Annotated in this window: 14 protein-coding genes, 1 pseudogene and 2 riboswitches; of the genes and pseudogenes, 4 read left to right on the top strand and 11 right to left on the bottom strand. The window is 67.9% G+C overall.

The window, feature by feature from the left end; translation table 11 throughout:
* Together ABEA07_RS09990 and ABEA07_RS09985 are read left to right on the top strand one after the other, a co-directional pair.
* Nucleotides 1–2,099, top strand: a 2,099-nt coding sequence (locus ABEA07_RS09990; RefSeq protein WP_345537551.1) for an RHS repeat-associated core domain-containing protein, incomplete at its 5' end; no start/stop codon positions are given.
* On the top strand, nt 2,096–2,581 hold the full coding sequence (locus ABEA07_RS09985; protein WP_345537550.1) for a hypothetical protein: 486 nt from the start codon (nt 2,096–2,098) through the stop codon (nt 2,579–2,581). The genes ABEA07_RS09990 and ABEA07_RS09985, both read left to right, overlap by 4 nt.
* A gap of 338 nt (nt 2,582–2,919) precedes the next feature.
* Here the strand turns inward: ABEA07_RS09985 and ABEA07_RS09980 are convergent, their stop codons facing one another.
* The 11 genes from ABEA07_RS09980 to denD all read right to left on the bottom strand — a co-directional run bounded on the left by ABEA07_RS09980 (nt 2,920) and on the right by denD (nt 15,525).
* Nucleotides 2,920–4,215, bottom strand: a complete 1,296-nt coding sequence (locus tag ABEA07_RS09980; RefSeq protein ID WP_345537549.1) for an RNA polymerase sigma factor — start codon at nt 4,213–4,215, stop codon at nt 2,920–2,922.
* Nucleotides 4,212–4,892 (bottom strand): YciI family protein, encoded by a 681-nt coding sequence (locus ABEA07_RS09975; protein ID WP_345537548.1) that lies wholly within the window; start codon nt 4,890–4,892, stop codon nt 4,212–4,214. The genes ABEA07_RS09980 and ABEA07_RS09975 overlap by 4 nt, the downstream gene beginning before the upstream one ends.
* Before the next feature lie 90 nt (nt 4,893–4,982).
* Nucleotides 4,983–5,405: a YciI family protein gene (locus ABEA07_RS09970; protein ID WP_345537547.1), complete on the bottom strand. Its 423-nt coding sequence runs from the start codon at nt 5,403–5,405 to the stop codon at nt 4,983–4,985.
* Nucleotides 5,406–5,644: 239 nt separating this feature from the next.
* Nucleotides 5,645–8,548, bottom strand: a complete 2,904-nt coding sequence (gcvP, locus tag ABEA07_RS09965) for an aminomethyl-transferring glycine dehydrogenase (RefSeq protein ID WP_345537546.1) — start codon at nt 8,546–8,548, stop codon at nt 5,645–5,647.
* 19 nt (nt 8,549–8,567) lie between these two features.
* Nucleotides 8,568–8,939 (bottom strand): glycine cleavage system protein GcvH, encoded by a 372-nt coding sequence (gcvH, locus tag ABEA07_RS09960; RefSeq protein ID WP_345537545.1) that lies wholly within the window; start codon nt 8,937–8,939, stop codon nt 8,568–8,570.
* A gap of 33 nt (nt 8,940–8,972) precedes the next feature.
* Nucleotides 8,973–10,148, bottom strand: a complete 1,176-nt coding sequence (gcvT, locus tag ABEA07_RS09955) for a glycine cleavage system aminomethyltransferase GcvT (RefSeq protein ID WP_345537544.1) — start codon at nt 10,146–10,148, stop codon at nt 8,973–8,975.
* A 33-nt stretch (nt 10,149–10,181) separates the two neighbouring features.
* Nucleotides 10,182–10,294: riboswitch (glycine riboswitch) on the bottom strand.
* 13 nt (nt 10,295–10,307) lie between these two features.
* A riboswitch (glycine riboswitch) is annotated at nt 10,308–10,409 on the bottom strand.
* A 38-nt stretch (nt 10,410–10,447) separates the two neighbouring features.
* Nucleotides 10,448–11,329 (bottom strand): hypothetical protein, encoded by an 882-nt coding sequence (locus ABEA07_RS09950; RefSeq protein ID WP_345537543.1) that lies wholly within the window; start codon nt 11,327–11,329, stop codon nt 10,448–10,450.
* Nucleotides 11,330–11,557: 228 nt separating this feature from the next.
* Nucleotides 11,558–12,835: a TRAP transporter large permease gene (locus tag ABEA07_RS09945; RefSeq protein WP_345537541.1), complete on the bottom strand. Its 1,278-nt coding sequence runs from the start codon at nt 12,833–12,835 to the stop codon at nt 11,558–11,560.
* 79 nt (nt 12,836–12,914) lie between these two features.
* On the bottom strand, nt 12,915–13,409 hold the full coding sequence (locus ABEA07_RS09940; protein WP_345537540.1) for a TRAP transporter small permease: 495 nt from the start codon (nt 13,407–13,409) through the stop codon (nt 12,915–12,917).
* Nucleotides 13,410–13,493: 84 nt separating this feature from the next.
* Nucleotides 13,494–14,465 carry a TRAP transporter substrate-binding protein gene (locus tag ABEA07_RS09935; RefSeq protein WP_345537539.1) on the bottom strand — a complete coding sequence of 324 codons (972 nt, stop codon included), beginning with the start codon at nt 14,463–14,465 and terminating at the stop codon, nt 13,494–13,496.
* 43 nt (nt 14,466–14,508) lie between these two features.
* Complete coding sequence (gene denD, locus ABEA07_RS09930) at nt 14,509–15,525, bottom strand: D-erythronate dehydrogenase (protein WP_345537538.1); 1,017 nt, start codon at nt 15,523–15,525, stop codon at nt 14,509–14,511.
* Nucleotides 15,526–15,582: 57 nt separating this feature from the next.
* Here denD and ABEA07_RS09925 point away from each other — a divergent pair.
* Both ABEA07_RS09925 and ABEA07_RS09920 read left to right on the top strand, forming a co-directional pair.
* Nucleotides 15,583–16,487: pseudogene (locus ABEA07_RS09925) on the top strand (LysR family transcriptional regulator).
* Between the two features lie 70 nt (nt 16,488–16,557).
* Complete coding sequence (locus ABEA07_RS09920) at nt 16,558–17,373, top strand: putative hydro-lyase (protein ID WP_345537537.1); 816 nt, start codon at nt 16,558–16,560, stop codon at nt 17,371–17,373.
* The last annotated feature ends 5 nt before the right edge of the window (nt 17,374–17,378 follow it).

Raw genomic sequence — 17,378 nt, 5'->3', positions numbered from 1 at the left:
TCGAGTACTACCCCACCTTCGGCATCCAGAAGGGCGCCCTGGGTGCGGTTCTCGACAACCAGGCCACCGCCCACGACCAGGCCACCCTGATGGTCGAACTCCTGCGCGCCTCCAGCATCGAGGCCAACTACGTGCGCGGCATCGTCAAGCTCAGCGCCGCCCAGTTGGCCGAGTGGTGGGGCGTGAACACCGCCAACGTGTGCGGTGTCCTGTCTCTGCTCGGCCAGGCCCAGATCCCCGTCTACGAGATCAACGCCACCAGCGCGGGCAGTTGCCCAGGCCTGAACGCAGCGCTCACCGACCTGTCCATCGAACACGTCTGGGTCAAGGCCAAAATCAACGGCAGCTGGTATGTGTTCGACCCCAGCTACAAGCCCCATACCTTCAAGACCGGCATCGACCTGGCCGGCGCCGCCGGCTACAGCGCGGCGAATTACCTGAGCTCTGCCCAGAGCGGCGCCACCGTCGCCACCGACTACGTCCAGAACATCCACCGCGCCAACATCCGCAGCAACCTCGCCACCTACGCCACCACCCTGGCGAGCTACCTGCGCACGAACAAGCCCGCGGCCACGCTGGACGACGTCCTCGGCGGCAAGACCATCGTCCCCTTCTACGGCAGCCTGCGCCAGACATCGCTGCCCTACCAGAACACCGCCTGGGGCAGCCTGGAGCTGGCGGAGCTGCCGGCCTACATGAGGCCCACCCTGCGCATCCAGTACCAGGGCATCGACCAGACCTTCACCTCCGATGCCATCTACGGCAAGCGCCTGACGCTCACGTACAACGCGTCCAACCAGCCCGTGCTCAAGAGCGTTGCCTGGAGCAACGACCTGTATCAGTGGAACGGAGCGAGCCCGGGGACGAAGAGCTACACGGCCAACGGGTTGAACCAGTACACCGCGCTTGGCGGCACGGCCCTGACCTACGACGCCAACGGCAACCTCGCGGGCGACGGCACCTGGAGCTACGGCTACGACCTGGACAACCGGCTCAAGAGCGCGAGCAAGACCGGAACGGCGGCAACGCTCGCCTATGACGCGGAAGGAAGACTTCGGCAAACGGCGATCGGGAGCAACACGACGAACCTGCTCTACGACGCTGCGAACCTGATCGCGGAGTACGACGCGGCAGGCACCACGATCCAGAGACGGTACGTGCACGGCCCTGGCACCGACGAGCCGATCGTGTGGTACGAAGGCGCGGGCACCACCGCCAAGAACTGGCTCTACGCGGACCACCTGGGCAGCATCGTGGCGACGGCCAACGCCGCGGGGGCGAGCACAGGCATCTACAGCTACGGGCCCTTCGGCGAGCCGAACACAGCGACTGGCCCGAGGTTCCGCTACAACGGCCAGCAGCTCATCGGCGAGCTGGGGCTGTACCACTACAAGGCGCGCTTCTACTCGCCAGCCCTCGGCCGTTTCCTGCAGACCGATCCCATCGGCTACCAGGACGACGTCAACCTATATACCTACGTGGGCAACAACCCCATCAACCGGATCGACCCAACGGGGTTGGCGTCGCTCGGGGCATGGGCGAGTTCTGCTCGGGCCAGTGCTGCACTGAGCACCCTGGCGGGTGATATCAGCTGGATTGGCGGGGACGCGATGGCGACACCAGCGACCAGTCCGATGATTGCTGCGAGCGAAAGCTTCCAGGTCGCCGGTGCAGGGAACATGATAGGCAGACGGCCCCTTGACAATCAACTCTTTGAAGGTGGTGGTGGGGCTGGCTATGCTGGCGGAAGTTGGTACGGCGGCTCAGGGCTTGGCGCAAAAGGAGCAGAAGCAGGAGCCCTTACATCGCGGGCCGCGCGCCGAGAGGCGATGCGTGATGCCGGCATACCCACGAGTCAGCAACCTGTGTCGCAGTCTCGCAATCTGTCTGGACGTGAGTATTCCTATGACGTACCTGCCCCAGGAGGCGGAAATCTGCGTATGTCCGTCCAGCAGCAGACTATGGATCGAAGCCACGCTGGGCAGCCACATTGGGAGGCCGGTCGGGTCAAGACGGACCCCGAAAGTGGTGCTACGAGACAGAACAACTACGGAAGACCTGCCCTCGCAAACGACAAGTCCAAGGTTGATTACCAATGACAACGCCATCCACACGCCAGAAGCTTCGCCAGAGGCTTTACCTGAAAGAATACCTAAAAGAGCTTGCTGCATTGACCGGACGTCCCGTCCAGTGTGGCGATCTACTGAGCCTCGAACAGACCGCTGATCTTCAGGCAGCTCGGCAGAAATGCGGGGTAGAAGCGGCGGTGTCGACCGATATTCTGTTCTCGGATCGGGGCTCAGAACGGTTCGGGGCGTTCCTGAGGAGGTTGCACGACGCAAACCCTTCGGCAATCTATGTATGGACGCCGCGAACGATCGATTGTGGGGCACTACTTGTGCCATCACTTTCGGCCATCCAGTGGGGCTTCGACTTTGCCGTCAATGAAGAGGGCATTCTTGCCTTCGTGACAAGTGATCTTGCGGACAGGCTTCTGCTTGACTTTTCGGAACTGCCTACCGATGAGCAGCGAATGAAGATTGAGATCCAAGGACCGAATTGGGGATCCGTGGCTTACTGAGGGCACAGCGTCTGACGCGCTAACCGCCAGCTCATTGCTGGCGCAGCTACGGACCTTTGGGCGAGCCGAGCACGATGACGGGCCCAAGATTCCGGTAGGCGCGGCTGCGACTCAAGGAGAACGGCAGCGTCAACCTCGCCAGAACTCAGGTGGCCCCGAATGGTGTGCGACACCTTACCGTGATGGAAGAAGGCGTATGAGCCCGCACGCGATGTGGCGCGGTCAATCGCTGCTACTGATGCCTACAAGCAGTCGCGCAAGAGGTGGCCCCGATCGTCCGAACAAGCTTCCCGGATTCCTGAGTGGACCTCGGACGCACACGCACAAGCGCCACCGGCTCAGAGAGGCGGCAGCATCAGGCTCCCCGAACACGCCTGCGCCCGCATCAGCAACAGCTTGCGCTCCCGCGCGTTGCGCGTGAGCGAAGCCGCGTTCTCGAACTCCGCGCGGGCCTCCGCCTTGCGCCCCAGCTTGGCCAGCAGGTCGCCGCGCACGCTGGGCAGCAGGTGATAGCCCTGGAGCTGCGGCTCGTCGCGCAGTGCGTCCACCAGCGCCAAGCCGGCCGCCGGGCCGATCGCCATCGACAGCGCGACCGCGCGATTGAGCTCCACGATGGGCGAGGGCGCCAGTTGCGCCAGCGCCTCGTACAGCGACGCGATGCGCGACCAGTCCGTCGCCTCCGCGGTGCGCGCGCGTGCGTGGCAGGCGGCGATGGCGGCCTGCAGCGCGTAGGGGCCCAGCGCTCCACCCAGCGCTTCGGCACGTTCCAGCGAGGAGAGGCCGCGGCGGATCAGCACTTGGTCCCACCGCGCGCGGTTCTGCTCCAGCAGAAGCACCGGCTCGCCCTGCGCATCGACGCGCGCGGCCGAGCGCGAGGCCTGGATCTCCATCAGCGCGACCAGGCCGTGGACCTCCGGCTCGTCCGGCATCAGGCCGGCCAGGATGCGCCCCAGGCGCAGCGCTTCCTCGCACAGGGCGGGGCGCATCCAGTCGTCGCCCGCGGTCGCGGAGTAGCCCTCGTTGAACACCAGGTAGATCACTTCCAGCACCGAAGCCAACCGAGCCCCCAGCTCGGCCGCGCGCGGCGCCTCGAAGGGCACGCGCGCCGCGGCCAGGGCGCGCTTGGCGCGCACGATGCGCTGGGCGATCGTGGCCTCGGGCACGAGGAAGGAGCGCGCGATCTCGTCGGTGCTCAGCCCGCCCAGCAGGCGCAGCGTGAGCGCGACCCGGGCCTCCGGCGAGAGCACCGGGTGACAGGCGGTGAAGACCAGGCGCAGCAGGTCGTCGCCCACATCGTCGTCGAGCGCGGCATCCACTGCCTCCGCGAACTCCGATTGGGCGATGGCGTGCTGCGTGTCGAGTTCGTAGCCGATCTCGTCTTCCTTGCCCGCATGCAGCTTGCGCCGGCGCAGCAGGTCCAGTGCGCGGTGCTTGGCCGCCTGCATCAGCCAGGCGGCCGGCTTGTCGGGCACGCCCTGGGCCGGCCACTGCTCGAGCGCGGCGACCAGTGCGTCCTGCGCCAGCTCCTCGGCCGCGCCGATGTCGCGCACCATGCGCGCGAGGGCGCCGATGATCTTCGCCGACTCGATGCGCCAGACGGCGTTGATGCGGCGGTGGACCTCGTCCGCACTCATCGGACGGGCCGGATTTCGACTTCCGGCCGGTCCTGCGCGAAGGGATAGTGCCGCACCCACGCCATGGCCTGGTCCATCGATCCGGCCTGGATCAGCCAGAAGCCCGCCACCAGTTCCTTGGTTTCCGCGAAGGGCCCGTCCAGCACGCTGGGGCGGCCGCTGCCCGCGCGCACGCGGGTCGCACGCGCCGTGGAGCGCAGGCCGTCGCCGGCGAGCAGCGTCCCGGAACGCACCGACTCGTCATTGCGCCGCGCCATGGCGGCCAGTCGATCAGGGTCGGCAGGGGATTCGGCCTCCGTATCGGCGTCGGCCTTGAGCAAAACGAGAAAGCGCGGCTGCGTGGCAGCGCCGTTCGGGTCCACCCCGGCCAGGCCGCCGGCGCAGCCGGTCTCGCGGATCTCGAAGCAGGCTTCGCCGCCGTGCAGGGTCGCCTCGCCGAGCCAGTCGGCTACGGCCTGCCGGGACTCGGCCTCGACGATGCTGAGACCGGCCACGGGGATGGCAACGGGTGCATCGACCTTTTGCATCTCGCCGCTGCCGCGTGCCATGCACACGCCCGCTTCCGCCGGGGCCAGCGTGATGCTTTCCAGGACGGCCGCGCCAGGGCGCGTGCCGGGAGGGGGGAGAGGGGCGGCCGCGCCATGCGGGCCGGCGCCGTGCAGGATCACGAATCTCATCCAATGGGGTCCTCGTTCCGGGGACCCGCAAGGATATCGCCTCGCGCCCGGCGCCGGAGGCTCGCCCGGCAGGCCTTCGTGCCGGACCGGTCAGGCCTTGCGCGACTCGATCTCGTTCAGCAGGCGCTTTTCCTGCTCGCGCAGCTCGGGGGTGAGCTCGGCGCCGAAGTCCTCCATCTCGAAGACCTGGCGCAGCTCGACCTCCGCGCCGCCGTCGAAGGGCGCGCGCTTGAGCCATTCGATCGCCTCCTCGCGGGAGCGCACCTGCCACAGCCAGTAGCCGGCGACCAGTTCCTTGGTCTCGGCGAAGGGACCGTCGATCACGGTCCGCTTGTCGCCTTCGAAGCGCACGCGGGCGCCCTTGGACGTGGGATGCAGCCCTTCGCCCGCCAGCATGACGCCGGCCTTGACCAGCTCCTCGTTGTACTTGCCCATCTTGGTGAGCAATTCCTCGGTGGGCATCACGCCGGCTTCGCTGTCCTGGCTGGCCTTCACAAGAACCATGAATCGCATTGTCGAAACTCCTGTCGTTGAGTGGAACGAGCCGCGCCGATCGGCGGCGGCTCTACGAAGACGTCGAAGCAGCGGCCGCCGGATCGACAGGGGTGCAGCGGCGAATTGCAAGCAGATGCAACGGCGCCCGAGGCGTGGACCTTTTCAGCACCCCGCGGTGCTCGAGTGCGAGGTGTACGCCGGGCCGTCGGATGTGGGAGAAGACGACCCGATGGGCACTGCGGCCCGAGGCGGGCGCCTCAGGCGTAGTCGCTCACCGGCACGCAACTGCAGAACAGGTTGCGGTCGCCGTACACGTTGTCGATGCGCCCGACCGGCGGCCAATACTTGGCCTGCCGGACCGCGTCGACCGGGAAGGCGCCCAGTTCACGCGAGTAGGGCCGCGTCCACTCGGCGGCCAGCAGGCTGTCGGCCGTGTGCGGGGCGTTCTTCAGCGGGTTGTCCTCGCGCGGCCAGATGCCTTCCTCGATGCGGCGGATCTCGCCGCGGATGGCGACCATGGCATCGACGAAGCGGTCCAGCTCGGCCAGCGGCTCGCTTTCGGTGGGCTCGACCATCAGCGTGCCGGGCACCGGGAAGCTCAGCGTGGGCGCATGGAAGCCGTAGTCGATCAGGCGCTTGGCGACGTCCTCGGCCGTGACGCCGCTGCTGTCCTTGAGCGGACGCAGGTCCAGGATGCACTCGTGCGCCACGTGGCCGTTGGGGCTGGCGTAGAGCGTGGGATAGTGGTCCTTGAGACGCGCGCTGACGTAGTTGGCGCTCAGGATGGCGATCTCGGTCGCGGCCTGCAGGCCGGCCGCGCCCATCATGCGGCAGTACATCCAGCTGATCGGCAGCACCGCGGCATTGCCCAGGGGTGCGGCGGAGATGGCGCCGACGCCGTGGCCCGGCATGCCGCCGCTCACGTGGCCGGGCAGGTACGGCACCAGGTCTTCGACCACGCACACCGGCCCGACGCCGGGGCCGCCGCCGCCGTGCGGGATGCAGAAGGTCTTGTGCAGGTTGAGGTGGCTCACGTCGCCCCCGAACTCGCCCGGGGCGGCCACGCCGACCAGCGCGTTCATGTTGGCGCCGTCCACGTACACCCGGCCGCCATGGGCATGCACGATCTCGCACAGCTCCTTCACGCGCGTCTCGAACACGCCGTGGGTGCTGGGGTAGGTGATCATCACCGCGGCCAGGTCGTCGCGGTGCTGCTCGCAGGCGCGTTGCAGGTCGTCGATGTCGACGTTGCCCTGCGCGTCGCAGGCCGTCACCACCACCTTCATGCCCGCCATCTGCGCGCTGGCCGGATTGGTGCCGTGCGCGGAGGAGGGGATCAGGCAGACGTTGCGGTGGCCCTGGCCCTTCGCTTCGTGGAAGGCCTTGATGGCCAGCAGCCCGGCGTATTCGCCCTGCGAGCCGGCGTTCGGCTGCAGGCTGATGCCGGCATAGCCCGTCGCCTCGCACAGCCAGGCGCGCAGTTGCGCGTCCAGCTCCGCATAGCCCCGCAACTGCTCGGCCGGGGCGAAGGGGTGCACGTTCGCGAACTCGGGCCAGGTGATGGGGATCATCTCGCTGGTCGCGTTGAGCTTCATGGTGCAGCTGCCCAGCGGGATCATGCTGCGGTCGAGCGCGAGGTCCTTGTCGGACAGGCTGCGGATGTAGCGCAGCATCGCGGTCTCGCTCTTGTGGGTGTTGAAGACGGGGTGCGTGAGGAAGCCGCTGGTGCGCCGCAGGTCCAGCGGGATGCGCGAGCCGGCCGTGCCCGACAGCGCGTCGAAGCGCGGCATCGGCGTGCCGGCCGGCACGAACAGCGCCCACAGGCTCTCGATGTCTGCGCGCGTGGTGGTTTCGTCCAGCGAGATGCCCAGGTGCTGCTGCAGGCCCTGGCGCAGGTTGACGCCGGCGGCCTCGGCGCGCTCCAGGATCTTCGGCGTGTCCTCGCCCGTCAGCACGGTGAGGGTGTCGAAGGCGGTGCCGTTGACGATCTCCCGGCCCATCTGCTGCAGGCCATCGGCCAGGATGGCGGTGAAGGCGGCCACGCGCTGGGCGATGCGTGTGAGGCCTTCCGGCCCGTGGTAGACCGCGTACATGCTGGCCACCACCGCCGGCAGCACCTGCGCGGTGCAGATGTTGGAGGTGGCCTTCTCGCGCCGGATGTGCTGCTCGCGCGTCTGCAGCGCCAGCCGGTAGGCCGGGCGGCCCTGCGTGTCGACGCTGACGCCGACCAGTCGGCCGGGCAGCGAGCGCTTGTAGTCGTCGCGGCAGGCCAGGTAGGCCGCGTGCGGGCCGCCGTTGCACAAGGGCATGCCGAAGCGCTGGGTGGTGCCGCAGACGATGTCGGCATCCCATTCGCCGGGCGGCGCCAGCAGGGTGAGCGCCAGCAGGTCGGCGGCCACGCAGAAGGCGGCCTCGCACTGGTGCGCATGGCCGGCCAGCGGGCGCAGGTCGTGCACGTGGCCGGTGGTGGAGGGATACTGCGCCAGCACGCCGAAGAAGGCGCCGCTGGCCATCAGGTGCGGCAGGGTCTCGGAGACGGTGCTGACCTTGACCTCGATGCCCAGCGGCGCGGCGCGGGTCCTGATGACCTCGATGGTCTGAGGATGGCAGTCGCCCGAGACCAGGAAGACGTTGCTCTTGCTCTTGACGCTGCGGCGCGCCAGCGTCATGGCTTCGGCGGCGGCGGTGGCTTCGTCCAGCATGGACGCGTTGGCGATGGCCATGCCGGTGAGGTCGCACACCATGGTCTGGAAGTTGACCAGCGCTTCCATGCGGCCCTGCGAGATCTCGGCCTGGTAGGGCGTGTAGGCCGTGTACCAGGCCGGGTTCTCGAGCACGTTGCGCAGGATCACGCCGGGCGTGTGGGTGCCGTAGTAGCCCTGGCCGATGAAGTTCCTGGCCACCTTGTTCTTCGCGGCGATGGCCCGCAGCTCGGCCAGTGCGCCGGACTCCGTGGTGGGCGCCGGCAGCTGCATCGGGCGGCTGCGGCGGATCGCCGGCGGCACGATGCCGTCGATCAGCTCGGCGCGCGTCCTGGAGGCGACCGCGGCGAGCATGCGGGCTTCGTCCTCGGCCTCGATGCCGATGTGGCGGGCAATGAATTCGCCGGCGTTCTCGAGCTCGGCGAGGGTGGGCAGGGTAGGCAGGGAGGACTTCGGCATGGGAGAAAAAGAAAAGGCTTCAGGCTTCGTCGGCGAGCTTGTCGTAGGCGGTCTTGTCGAGCAGGGCTTCGAACTGCGAGGCGTCGGCGATCTTCAGCTTGAAGAACCAGCCCTCGCCCTCGGGTGCGCTGTTGGCGAGCGAGGGGTCGGCGCGCAGCGCCTCGTTGACCTCGGTGATCTCGCCCGCGATGGGCATGTACACGTCGGCCGCGGCCTTGACCGACTCGACCACGCCGGCGACCTCGCCCTGCGCGTAGCCCTGGCCCACCTGCGGCAGGTCGACGAAGACCACGTCGCCCAGCGCATCCTGCGCATGGAGGGTGATGCCGACGGTGGCGGTGTCGCCCTCGGCTTTCACCCACTCGTGGTCCTTGGTGTACTTGATGGTCATGGAATGGCTCCTAGGGAAAGAAACAGGAATGGCTCAACCGCGGTAGTAGTGAGGCGGCACGAAGGGCATCGTGCTCACCTCCATGGGCACCGGCCTGCCGCGCACGATGGCCTGGATGCGGGTGCCGAGCCCGGCGTAGGCCAGGGCGACGTAGCCCATCGCGATCGGGCGGTCCACGGTGGGGCCGAGCAGGCCGCTGGTCACCTGGCCGATGGCATGGCCCTCGAAGGACTGCAGCGGGGTGCCCTCGCGCACCGGCACCCGCTCCAGCGCGACCAGGCCGACGCGCTTGCGCTTCAGCGTGTCGTGGTCGAGATGGCCGGCGGCGCCGTCGGCCGCGGTGAGCTGGGCCAGCACCTTCGCCGCGCCCGGAAAGCCGCCTTCGCGTGCGCCGCCGCTGCGGCGCACCTTCTGGATCGACCAGGTCAGCGCTGCCTCGACCGGCGTGGTCGTGGTGTCGATGTCGTTGCCGTAGAGGCACAGGCCGGCTTCGAGCCGCAGCGAGTTGCGCGCGCCCAGGCCGATGGGCTGGACCTCGGGCTGCGCCAGCAGCAGGCGGGCGAGGGCCTCGGCGTCCTGCGCGGCGACGGAGATCTCGAAGCCGTCCTCGCCGGTGTAGCCGCTGCGGGTGGCGAAGGCGGCGATGCCGCCGATCTGCAGCTTCCCGCCGGTCATGAAGACGAATTTCTCGCTGCCGGGAGACAGGCGCGCCATCACGGCGGTGGCCTGCGGCCCCTGCAGCGCCAGCAGCGCCTGGTCGGGCAGGGGCTGCACCTGGCAGCGCTGGCCGATGCGGGCCTGGATGTGGGCGATGTCGCTGGCCTTGCAGGCGCCGTTGACGATCACGAAGATCGAGTCGCCGCCCTCGTTGAAGAACATCAGGTCGTCGAGGATGCCGCCCTGCTCGTCCAGCAGCAGCCCGTAGCGCTGCTTGCCCGGCGCGAGTCCCATCACGTCCTGCGGCATCAGGGTCTCGAAGACGGCGGCGGCATCGGGGCCGGACAGGCGCAGCTGGCCCATGTGCGAGATGTCGAACAGGCCGGCGGCCGTGCGCGTGTGGCGGTGCTCGGCCATCAGGCCGGCGGGGTACTGGACCGGCATCGAATAGCCGGCGAAAGGCACCATGCGGGCGCCCAGTTCGAGGTGCAGGGCGTGAAGCGGGGTCTTTTGCAGATCGGTGTCGGAAGCGGAGGCCAAGGTACTCTCCATGGGGGCAGTCCGGATCCATGGCCGAAGCCATGGGCCACCCCTGCTGTCCGCTTTACCTGAGAGATTCGCCCCACGATCGGGGTTTGCTCCTTCGGTGGACGGCCTGTGCGCGAACGCCGCGGCCGCCTCTCTCCAGCAAGGAAACGCCCGGGGTCAGCGGGCGCCTCGTCAGTCCTTTTGCCTGAGCGTTCGGGCCCGTGACTTCGGGGCCCTGCGCCTTCGGCGGCCCTGCATCGCAGAGCGCTCTCCTGACCGGGCGAGTGTACGGGAAAGCCGTGCCGGAATCGTGAGCGCCTGTGTCAGGAACGCTCGAGGCGCATGCGGCGCAGAAGGAATTTCTCCCACAGCTTGTCCGCCAGGAACTGCATGGAGCGCCGCACGTGCTCGCGCGCGTTGCGCGCGTCGTAGGGCGAGCGGATGTCGGCGCCCAATTGCCGGGCACGCACGCTGAGCATGCTTTCCGACAGGCAGCAGCGCGCCTTCATGCGCAGGTCCTCGAAGTTGTGCGTGCCGAGCGGGCTGGCCTTGTGCCATTCGTGGTCCCACTTGAAGCGCCGCTTCTTGTCGTGGCTTTCCCGCTCGTCGCCGATCAGCCAGGCGGACACGAAATCGACGTACGCCGCGTCCACGTGCTCGCGGAACAGCCCCCGGCCGGCTTCGTAGCGCTCGTTCACCAGCGAATCGAGCAGGGCGTTGTCGGGCGAGAGCGTGCCCAGCTTGCGGCGCAAGGTGTCGTTCATCGCGAAACAGTAGGTCGCCACCCATTCGAGCAGCGGCCCCAGCGGCGTCATGGTCGAGCGCGGGAAGTCGTTGATCTCGCCGAAGAGCCAGGGGCCCGAATGCAGCGCGAGCTTGCGGATCTCACCGCCGAAGTGCTGCAGCCGGCGCTCGCTCCACGCATGGTTCGACCCGACGGTGTCGTTCGAGAAGATCCAGACGTCCGGCGCCTCGGCGCGGCCGAGCAGGGCCTTGACGCCGCTGTCCCAGCCGGAAAACTCGCGGTTGCTGTTGTCGCCCGGCACCAGGACGGCCTCATCGAAGCCCGGGCAGGTGAGCGCGCCGCTCGCGCCGGCGTTGTCGACCACCGTCAGGGAGAAGCGATCGCCGCTCTGGGCCAGCCGGCTGCGCAGCGCCTCCAATACCAGCAGCGACCGGTCTCGATGCCGGTCGCCGAATTCCAAATGAACAAATCCGTAGCTCGTCATGCCTTGCAAGGGAAGAAAGAGAAGCGGCGGGTTCGTCCCATGCATTCTCACCGGCGGCGCGTTCCCTGCAAGCGGAAACGGCCACGCCGGCGGCACGCATGGCGCGTGCCGCCATCCTAGCGACTATTCATGCGATGAGCGCTTTCCCGTGTCGGCCGAGACGCCGTGTGGCAGCGAGCGTGTAACGGCCTGTGGAAGCCGTGCCTACTTGGCGTAGACCAGGTCGCGCAGCCCCAGGGAGATGCCGGGCACGTAGGTGATCACCAAGAGGCACGCCAGGATCACCAGCACGAAGGGCACGAGGTGTCCCACGATGCGATCCAGAGAGATGCGCGCCACGGTGCAGGCCGCGAACAGGTTGACGCCGAAGGGCGGCGTGATCATGCCCAGGGCGAGGTTGACGACCATGATCAGCCCGAAGTGAACCGGGTCAACGCCGAAGTGCAGCGCCACCGGCGCCAGGATGGGGGCGAGCACGATGATGGCCGCGCTGGTCTCGATGAACATGCCGATGACGAACAGCGCCGCGTTCACGCCCAGCAGGAACATGGTCGGGGACCGCAGCACGCCTTCCAGCCAGTGGCCGATGGCCTCCGGCACGCCGGCGCGGGTGATCAGGAAGGCGAACAGGCCCGCATTGGCGATGATGAACATGATGACCGAGGAGGAGATCACCGATTTGCGCAGCACCGTGTAGAGCTGCGGCAGCTTGATCTCGCGGTAGATCAACGTGCCCACGATGAGTGCATAGAGCACCGCCACCGCCGAGGCCTCGGTCGGCGTGAAGATGCCGCCGTAGATCCCGCCGAGGATGATCACCGGCATCAGGAGCGCCCAGCCCGCGCGCCAGGTCGCGACGCCCACGCCCAGGCGGCCATCGCCGTCGTTCTTGCCCAGGCCCTTGAACTTGCAATAGACGTAGACGAAGGCCATCAGCGCCAGGCTGATCAGGATGCCCGGGCCGAAGCCCGCGATGAACAGTTCGCCGATCGACACCTCGGCGCTCACGCCGTACAGGATCATCGGGATCGAAGGCGGGATGATCACGCCCAGCTCCGCGCTGGTGGCCTGCAGCGCCGCCGCATAGCTGGTGGGATAGCCATGTTTGATCAGCGCGGGAATCAGGATCGCGCCGATGGCGAAGGTGGTGGCCACCGACGAACCCGACACCGCCGCGAAGATCATGCAGGTCAGCACGCAGGTCATGGGCAGGCCGCCTTGCACGCCGCCGACCAGGCTCTTGGCGAAGTCCACCAGGCGGCGCGAGATGCCGCCGGTTTCCATCAGGTTGCCGGCCAGGATGAAAAAGGGAATGGCGGCGAGCGGAAACTTGTTGATGGCGTTGAACATCTCCTTGACGGAGATCAGCATGTTGGCGTTCGACACCTGGATGCCGACCACCGAGGCGAGGCCGATGGAGACGGCGACGGAGACGGTGAGCGCGAAGCACACCACCATCGTGGTGACCATGACGGGTGTCATAGGACCCCCACGCTTGTCACTTCGTGTACTGCGCTGCCCCCCAAGGGGGCCTTCGCGCCTTCGGGCGGCCGAGCGGCGCTCATTGCGCCGTCTCCAGTTCCTGGCGTTGCGGATCGATCAGGTTGCCCACGATCCCGATCACGCTGAACAGCCCCCCCACCGGCATCGCCACGTACGCCCAGAACATCGAGACCGACTCCAGGCCCGCCATGGTCTGCACGCCGCCGCGCTGCGCGTAGTCCCATCCCCACCAGACGATGACCGCGATGAGCGCGAGCGCTGCCAGGCATACCAGCCAATCGAGCAGGCGCCGCATCGCCGGCGGGCTCCAGCGGTAGAGCACGTCGACGCTGACCATGGCGCCTTGCCGGAACGCGGTGGGAATGCCCATGAACACCATCCAGATCAGGCTGACGCGGATCAGGATCTCCGACCATTCGGCGGGCTGTTCGAGCACGAAGCGGGTGACGATCTGGAACACGCCCAGCGCAGAAGCCACCACCAGCATGAAGCAGGCGACGGCCATGGCCAGGGAGGTGGTCCACCGGTCGAGTCGGAGGAAGGCGGATTTCATGGGCGATGCACTCGGGAATCAACAAAAAACGCCCGCCAGCCGTGGCTGCGCGGGCGTGCGCTGCGGATCAGCGCGGCAGGATGCTCACTTGTAGTTGCGGATCTTGTCGAGGTTGGCCTTGCCGAACTGCTTCTCGAACTCTGCGTTGACCGGCGCCAGCGTGGCCACGAATTTGTCCTTGTCGACGTTCTCGATCACGGTCATGCCCTGGGCGCGCAGTTCCTTCACGCCGTTGGCGTCGTCCTGGTCCACGCGGTCGCGGTTGGCCTTGGCCGCCACCTTCGCGGCCTCGAGGAACGCGGTTTTGTCGGCCGCGCTCAGTTTGTCGAAGGCTGCCTTGTTCATCAGGAAGATGCAGGGCGAGTAGACGTGCCCCGTCAGCGACAGGTGCTTCTGCACCTGCGAGAACTTGGCCGACATGATCACCGGCAGCGGGTTCTCCTGGCCGTCGACCGTGCCTTGCTGAAGCGCGGTGAAGACCTCCGGGAAGGCCATCGGCGTGGTGATGATTCCCAGGCCCTTGTAGGCCGCGATGTGCACGGGGTTTTCCATCGTGCGCATCTTCAGGCCTTTGAGGTCCTCCGGCCCCTTCACGTCCCGCTTGCTGTTGGTCATGTGGCGGAAGCCGTTCTCGGCCCATGCCAGTGCCTTGAAGCCCTTGGCGTCGAACTTCGTCAGCAGCTCCTGGCCGATCGGGCCGTCGAGCACGGCGCGTGCGTGCGCCTTGTCGCGGAACAGGAAGGGCACGTCCAGGATCTTGGCTTCGGGCACGAAGTTGGGCACCGGACCGGTCGAGGAGAAGGCCAGCTCCTGCGTGCCGAGCTGAACCGCTTCGATGGATTCGCGTTCGCCGCCGAGCGAGCCGTTGTAGAAGGTCTCGATCTTGTAGCGGCCGTTGGTGCGCGCTGCCACTTCCTTCGCGAAGGTGTCGATGGCGACGCCCTGGTGCGAGTTCTGGGCGGTCGAGATGCTGATTTTCATGGCTGTCTGCGCGAAGGCGGCACAGGCCATGCCGAGGCCGAGGACGAGGCCGGCGGCCAGTCGGTTCAACTTCATGAGGGAGTCTCCTGTCAAGATGAGCTGTTTTCCAAACGTATGACTATGCATTGACGGGCAGCTTCACAGCGTCGGGATTTTCACGGACGTAGTCGCGGATCACCTGCTCGAAGCTGGCGTCGGGCGCCAGGCCCAGGCCGGCCGCGCGGCGTGCCTCGAAGCGGCCCGGCCAGGTCTTGACGATGCGCTGGATGGCGGGGTCGGGCGTGCGGTCGAGCAGGGCGGTGGCGGCCGGGCCGGCCACGCGCTCCAGCGCCGCGGCCATCTCGCCCACGGTGAGGCTGATGGAGGGCAGGTTGAGGGCGGTGCGCGGGCCCCATTCGGCGTCGCTGGCTTCGGCGGCGCGGAGGATGCCTTCGATGGTGCGCGCGGGGGAGGCCAGCGCCACCGGCGTGTCGTCGGGCACGGGGCAGGGGGCGCGCACGCCGGCCAGCGGCTCGCGGATCATGCCGCTGAAGAAACTCGAGGCCGCGCCGTTGGGGCGGCCGGGGCGCACGCTCACGGTCATCAGGCGCACGCTGCGGCCGCGGATGAAGCCCTTGCGGGTGTAGTCCGCGACCAGCTGCTCGCCGATGAACTTCTGGATGCCGTAGCTGGATTGGGGGGTGGGGAGGGTGTCGTCTTCGATCACGTCGGGAAGCGGCTGCTCGGGGGAGTGGCCGAAGACGGCCAGCGAGCTGGAGAACACCAGCAGCGGCTTCGTGCCCAGGGCGCGCAGGCGTTCGAGGAGGGCGTACGTGGCGCCGAAGTTGCTGCGCATGCCCAGGTCGAAGTCGGCCTCGCACTCGCCGCTGACGGCGGCGGCAAGGTGGAAGACGGCATGGGCGCTTTGCCAGTACGTGGCTTCGGGGTCGGCCAGTTGGGCGTTGAGGTCGCCCACTGCGGGGGTGATGCGGGTTTCGGCGCCGAGGTCGGCGGGGGGTGGGGCGCGGTCGACCAGGGTGATGCGGGTGACGGGTTGGGGGGAATCGCCGGCCAATGAAAGGGTGTCGGTGGCGAGCAGGGTGCGGGCCAGGCGAGCGCCCAGGAAGCCGGCGCCGCCGGTGATGACGATGTGCATGGTGTCTCCTTCTGAGGGGCAGTCTAATCCCAGGCTTGCTCTGTTCGAGATCCGACCATGAATCTGCGTTTCGTAGAAGCCTTCCACTGGGCCGTCGCCCTCAAAAGCGTCACCCGCGCCGCAGAAAAACTCCACCTCACGCAATCCGCCCTCTCCAGCCGCATAGCGGCCCTGGAACGCGAGCTGGGCGTCCTCCTGCTGGACCGAAGAGACAAGCAGTTCCGCCTCACGGTCGCCGGCCAACGCTTCCACGCCTTCGCCCAGCGCCTGCTCGAAATGCAGATGCACATCAAGGCCGAGATGGGCTCCGGCGTCGCCCGCGAAACGGTCCTGCGCGTAGGGGCGATCGAGTCGGTGGTCCACAGCTGGCTCACGGGCTGGCTCAAGCACATGCAGGCCACCTACCCCGACTTCGAACTGGAGCTCACGGTAGAAACCACACCCGTCCTGGTCGACCAGCTCCGCGCGGCAAGCAGGACCTCGTCTTCGCCGCCCTGCCAGCTGCGGGCGACGGCGTGCGCACCCGCGCCGTGCCGTCGATGCCGATGTGCTTCGTCGGAAACCGCGAGTTGCATCGCCGCCGCCGCTACACGCTGCCCGACCTGCTGGCGCTGGACCTGCTGACCTTCCAGCGCGGCTCCCAGCCGCACGTCGCACTGCTCGAGTTGTTCCGCGAGTCCGGGGGCCCGGCGCCGCGGGTGCATGCCATCTCCTCGATCTCCGCGATGGCGCAGCTCGTGGAAGCCGGCTTCGGCATCGCGACGTTGCCGCGCGCCGTGGTCGAGCCGCTGGCGCGGCGCCTGCCGCTGCGGGTGCTCCCTTGCAGTGACGCACTGGAGCCGCTGCCGATCTATGCGAGCTACCGGGACGACCCGTCCTCGCCCCTGCCGGAGGCGGCCCTGGGCTCTGCGGTGGTGCATGCCACGCACGGTGCCGGTTCATCGAAAAAATCGATGAGCTGAGCAAGAAACTTTGCGTTGGCGTTCCGGCGGGCGGATTCCCACAATCCGCCTCATCCACCCTTCAACGCCCATGTCCAGTCTTCAACAACCCTTCCAGGCGCCCGGCGCATCGAGCAGCGCCCGGGCCGTCCGCCTCGCCGCCCGCAATGGCCGGCTGCAATCGCACACCAGCGGCCTGGCCGCCGCGCACGTGCAGGCCAACCTGGTCATCCTGCCGCAAAGACATGCGGCGGACTTTCTGCGCTACTGCCAGGCCAATCCCAAGCCCTGTCCCGTGCTGGGCGTCTCGGAACCCGGCGATCCGTCCATGCCGGCGCTCGGCCATGACATCGACCTGCGCAGCGACCTGCCGCGCTACCGCGTCTGGCGTGACGGCGAGCTGGCCGACGAGCCCACCGACGTCGCCGCGCTGTGGCGCGAGGACCTGGTGAGCTTCGTCATCGGCTGCTCCTTCACTTTCGAGCACGGCCTGCTGGCCGAGGGCATCGCGCTGCGCCACGTGGCGCAGGGACGCAACGTGGCCATGTACCGCACCAGCATCCAGACCGTGCCGGCCGGCCCTTTCCGTGGCCCCTTGGTGGTGTCGATGCGCCCGCTTCGCGCAGCGGACGCCATCCGCGCCGTGCAGATCAGCTCGCGCTTTCCCGCGGTGCACGGTGCGCCGGTGCACCTGGGTGACCCTGCGCTGATCGGCATCCGCGCGATCGGTGCACCTGATGACGGCGATGCCGTCGATGTCATGCCCGACGAGCTGCCTGTGTTCTGGGCCTGCGGCGTCACACCCCAGGCCGCGCTGGCGCAGGCGCGGCTGCCCTTCGCGATCACCCATGCGCCCGGCGCGATGCTGGTCACCGACCTGCTGCACCACCACCTGGCCTGCTTCTAGGCCGA

The sequence above is a fragment of the Variovorax defluvii genome (assembly GCF_039541515.1).
In the GTDB taxonomy this organism is placed as follows: Bacteria; Pseudomonadota; Gammaproteobacteria; order Burkholderiales; family Burkholderiaceae_C; genus Variovorax; species Variovorax defluvii.
The sequence above is the reverse complement of the archived record's forward strand: the minus strand, read 5'-3'. Positions and strand labels throughout refer to the sequence as shown.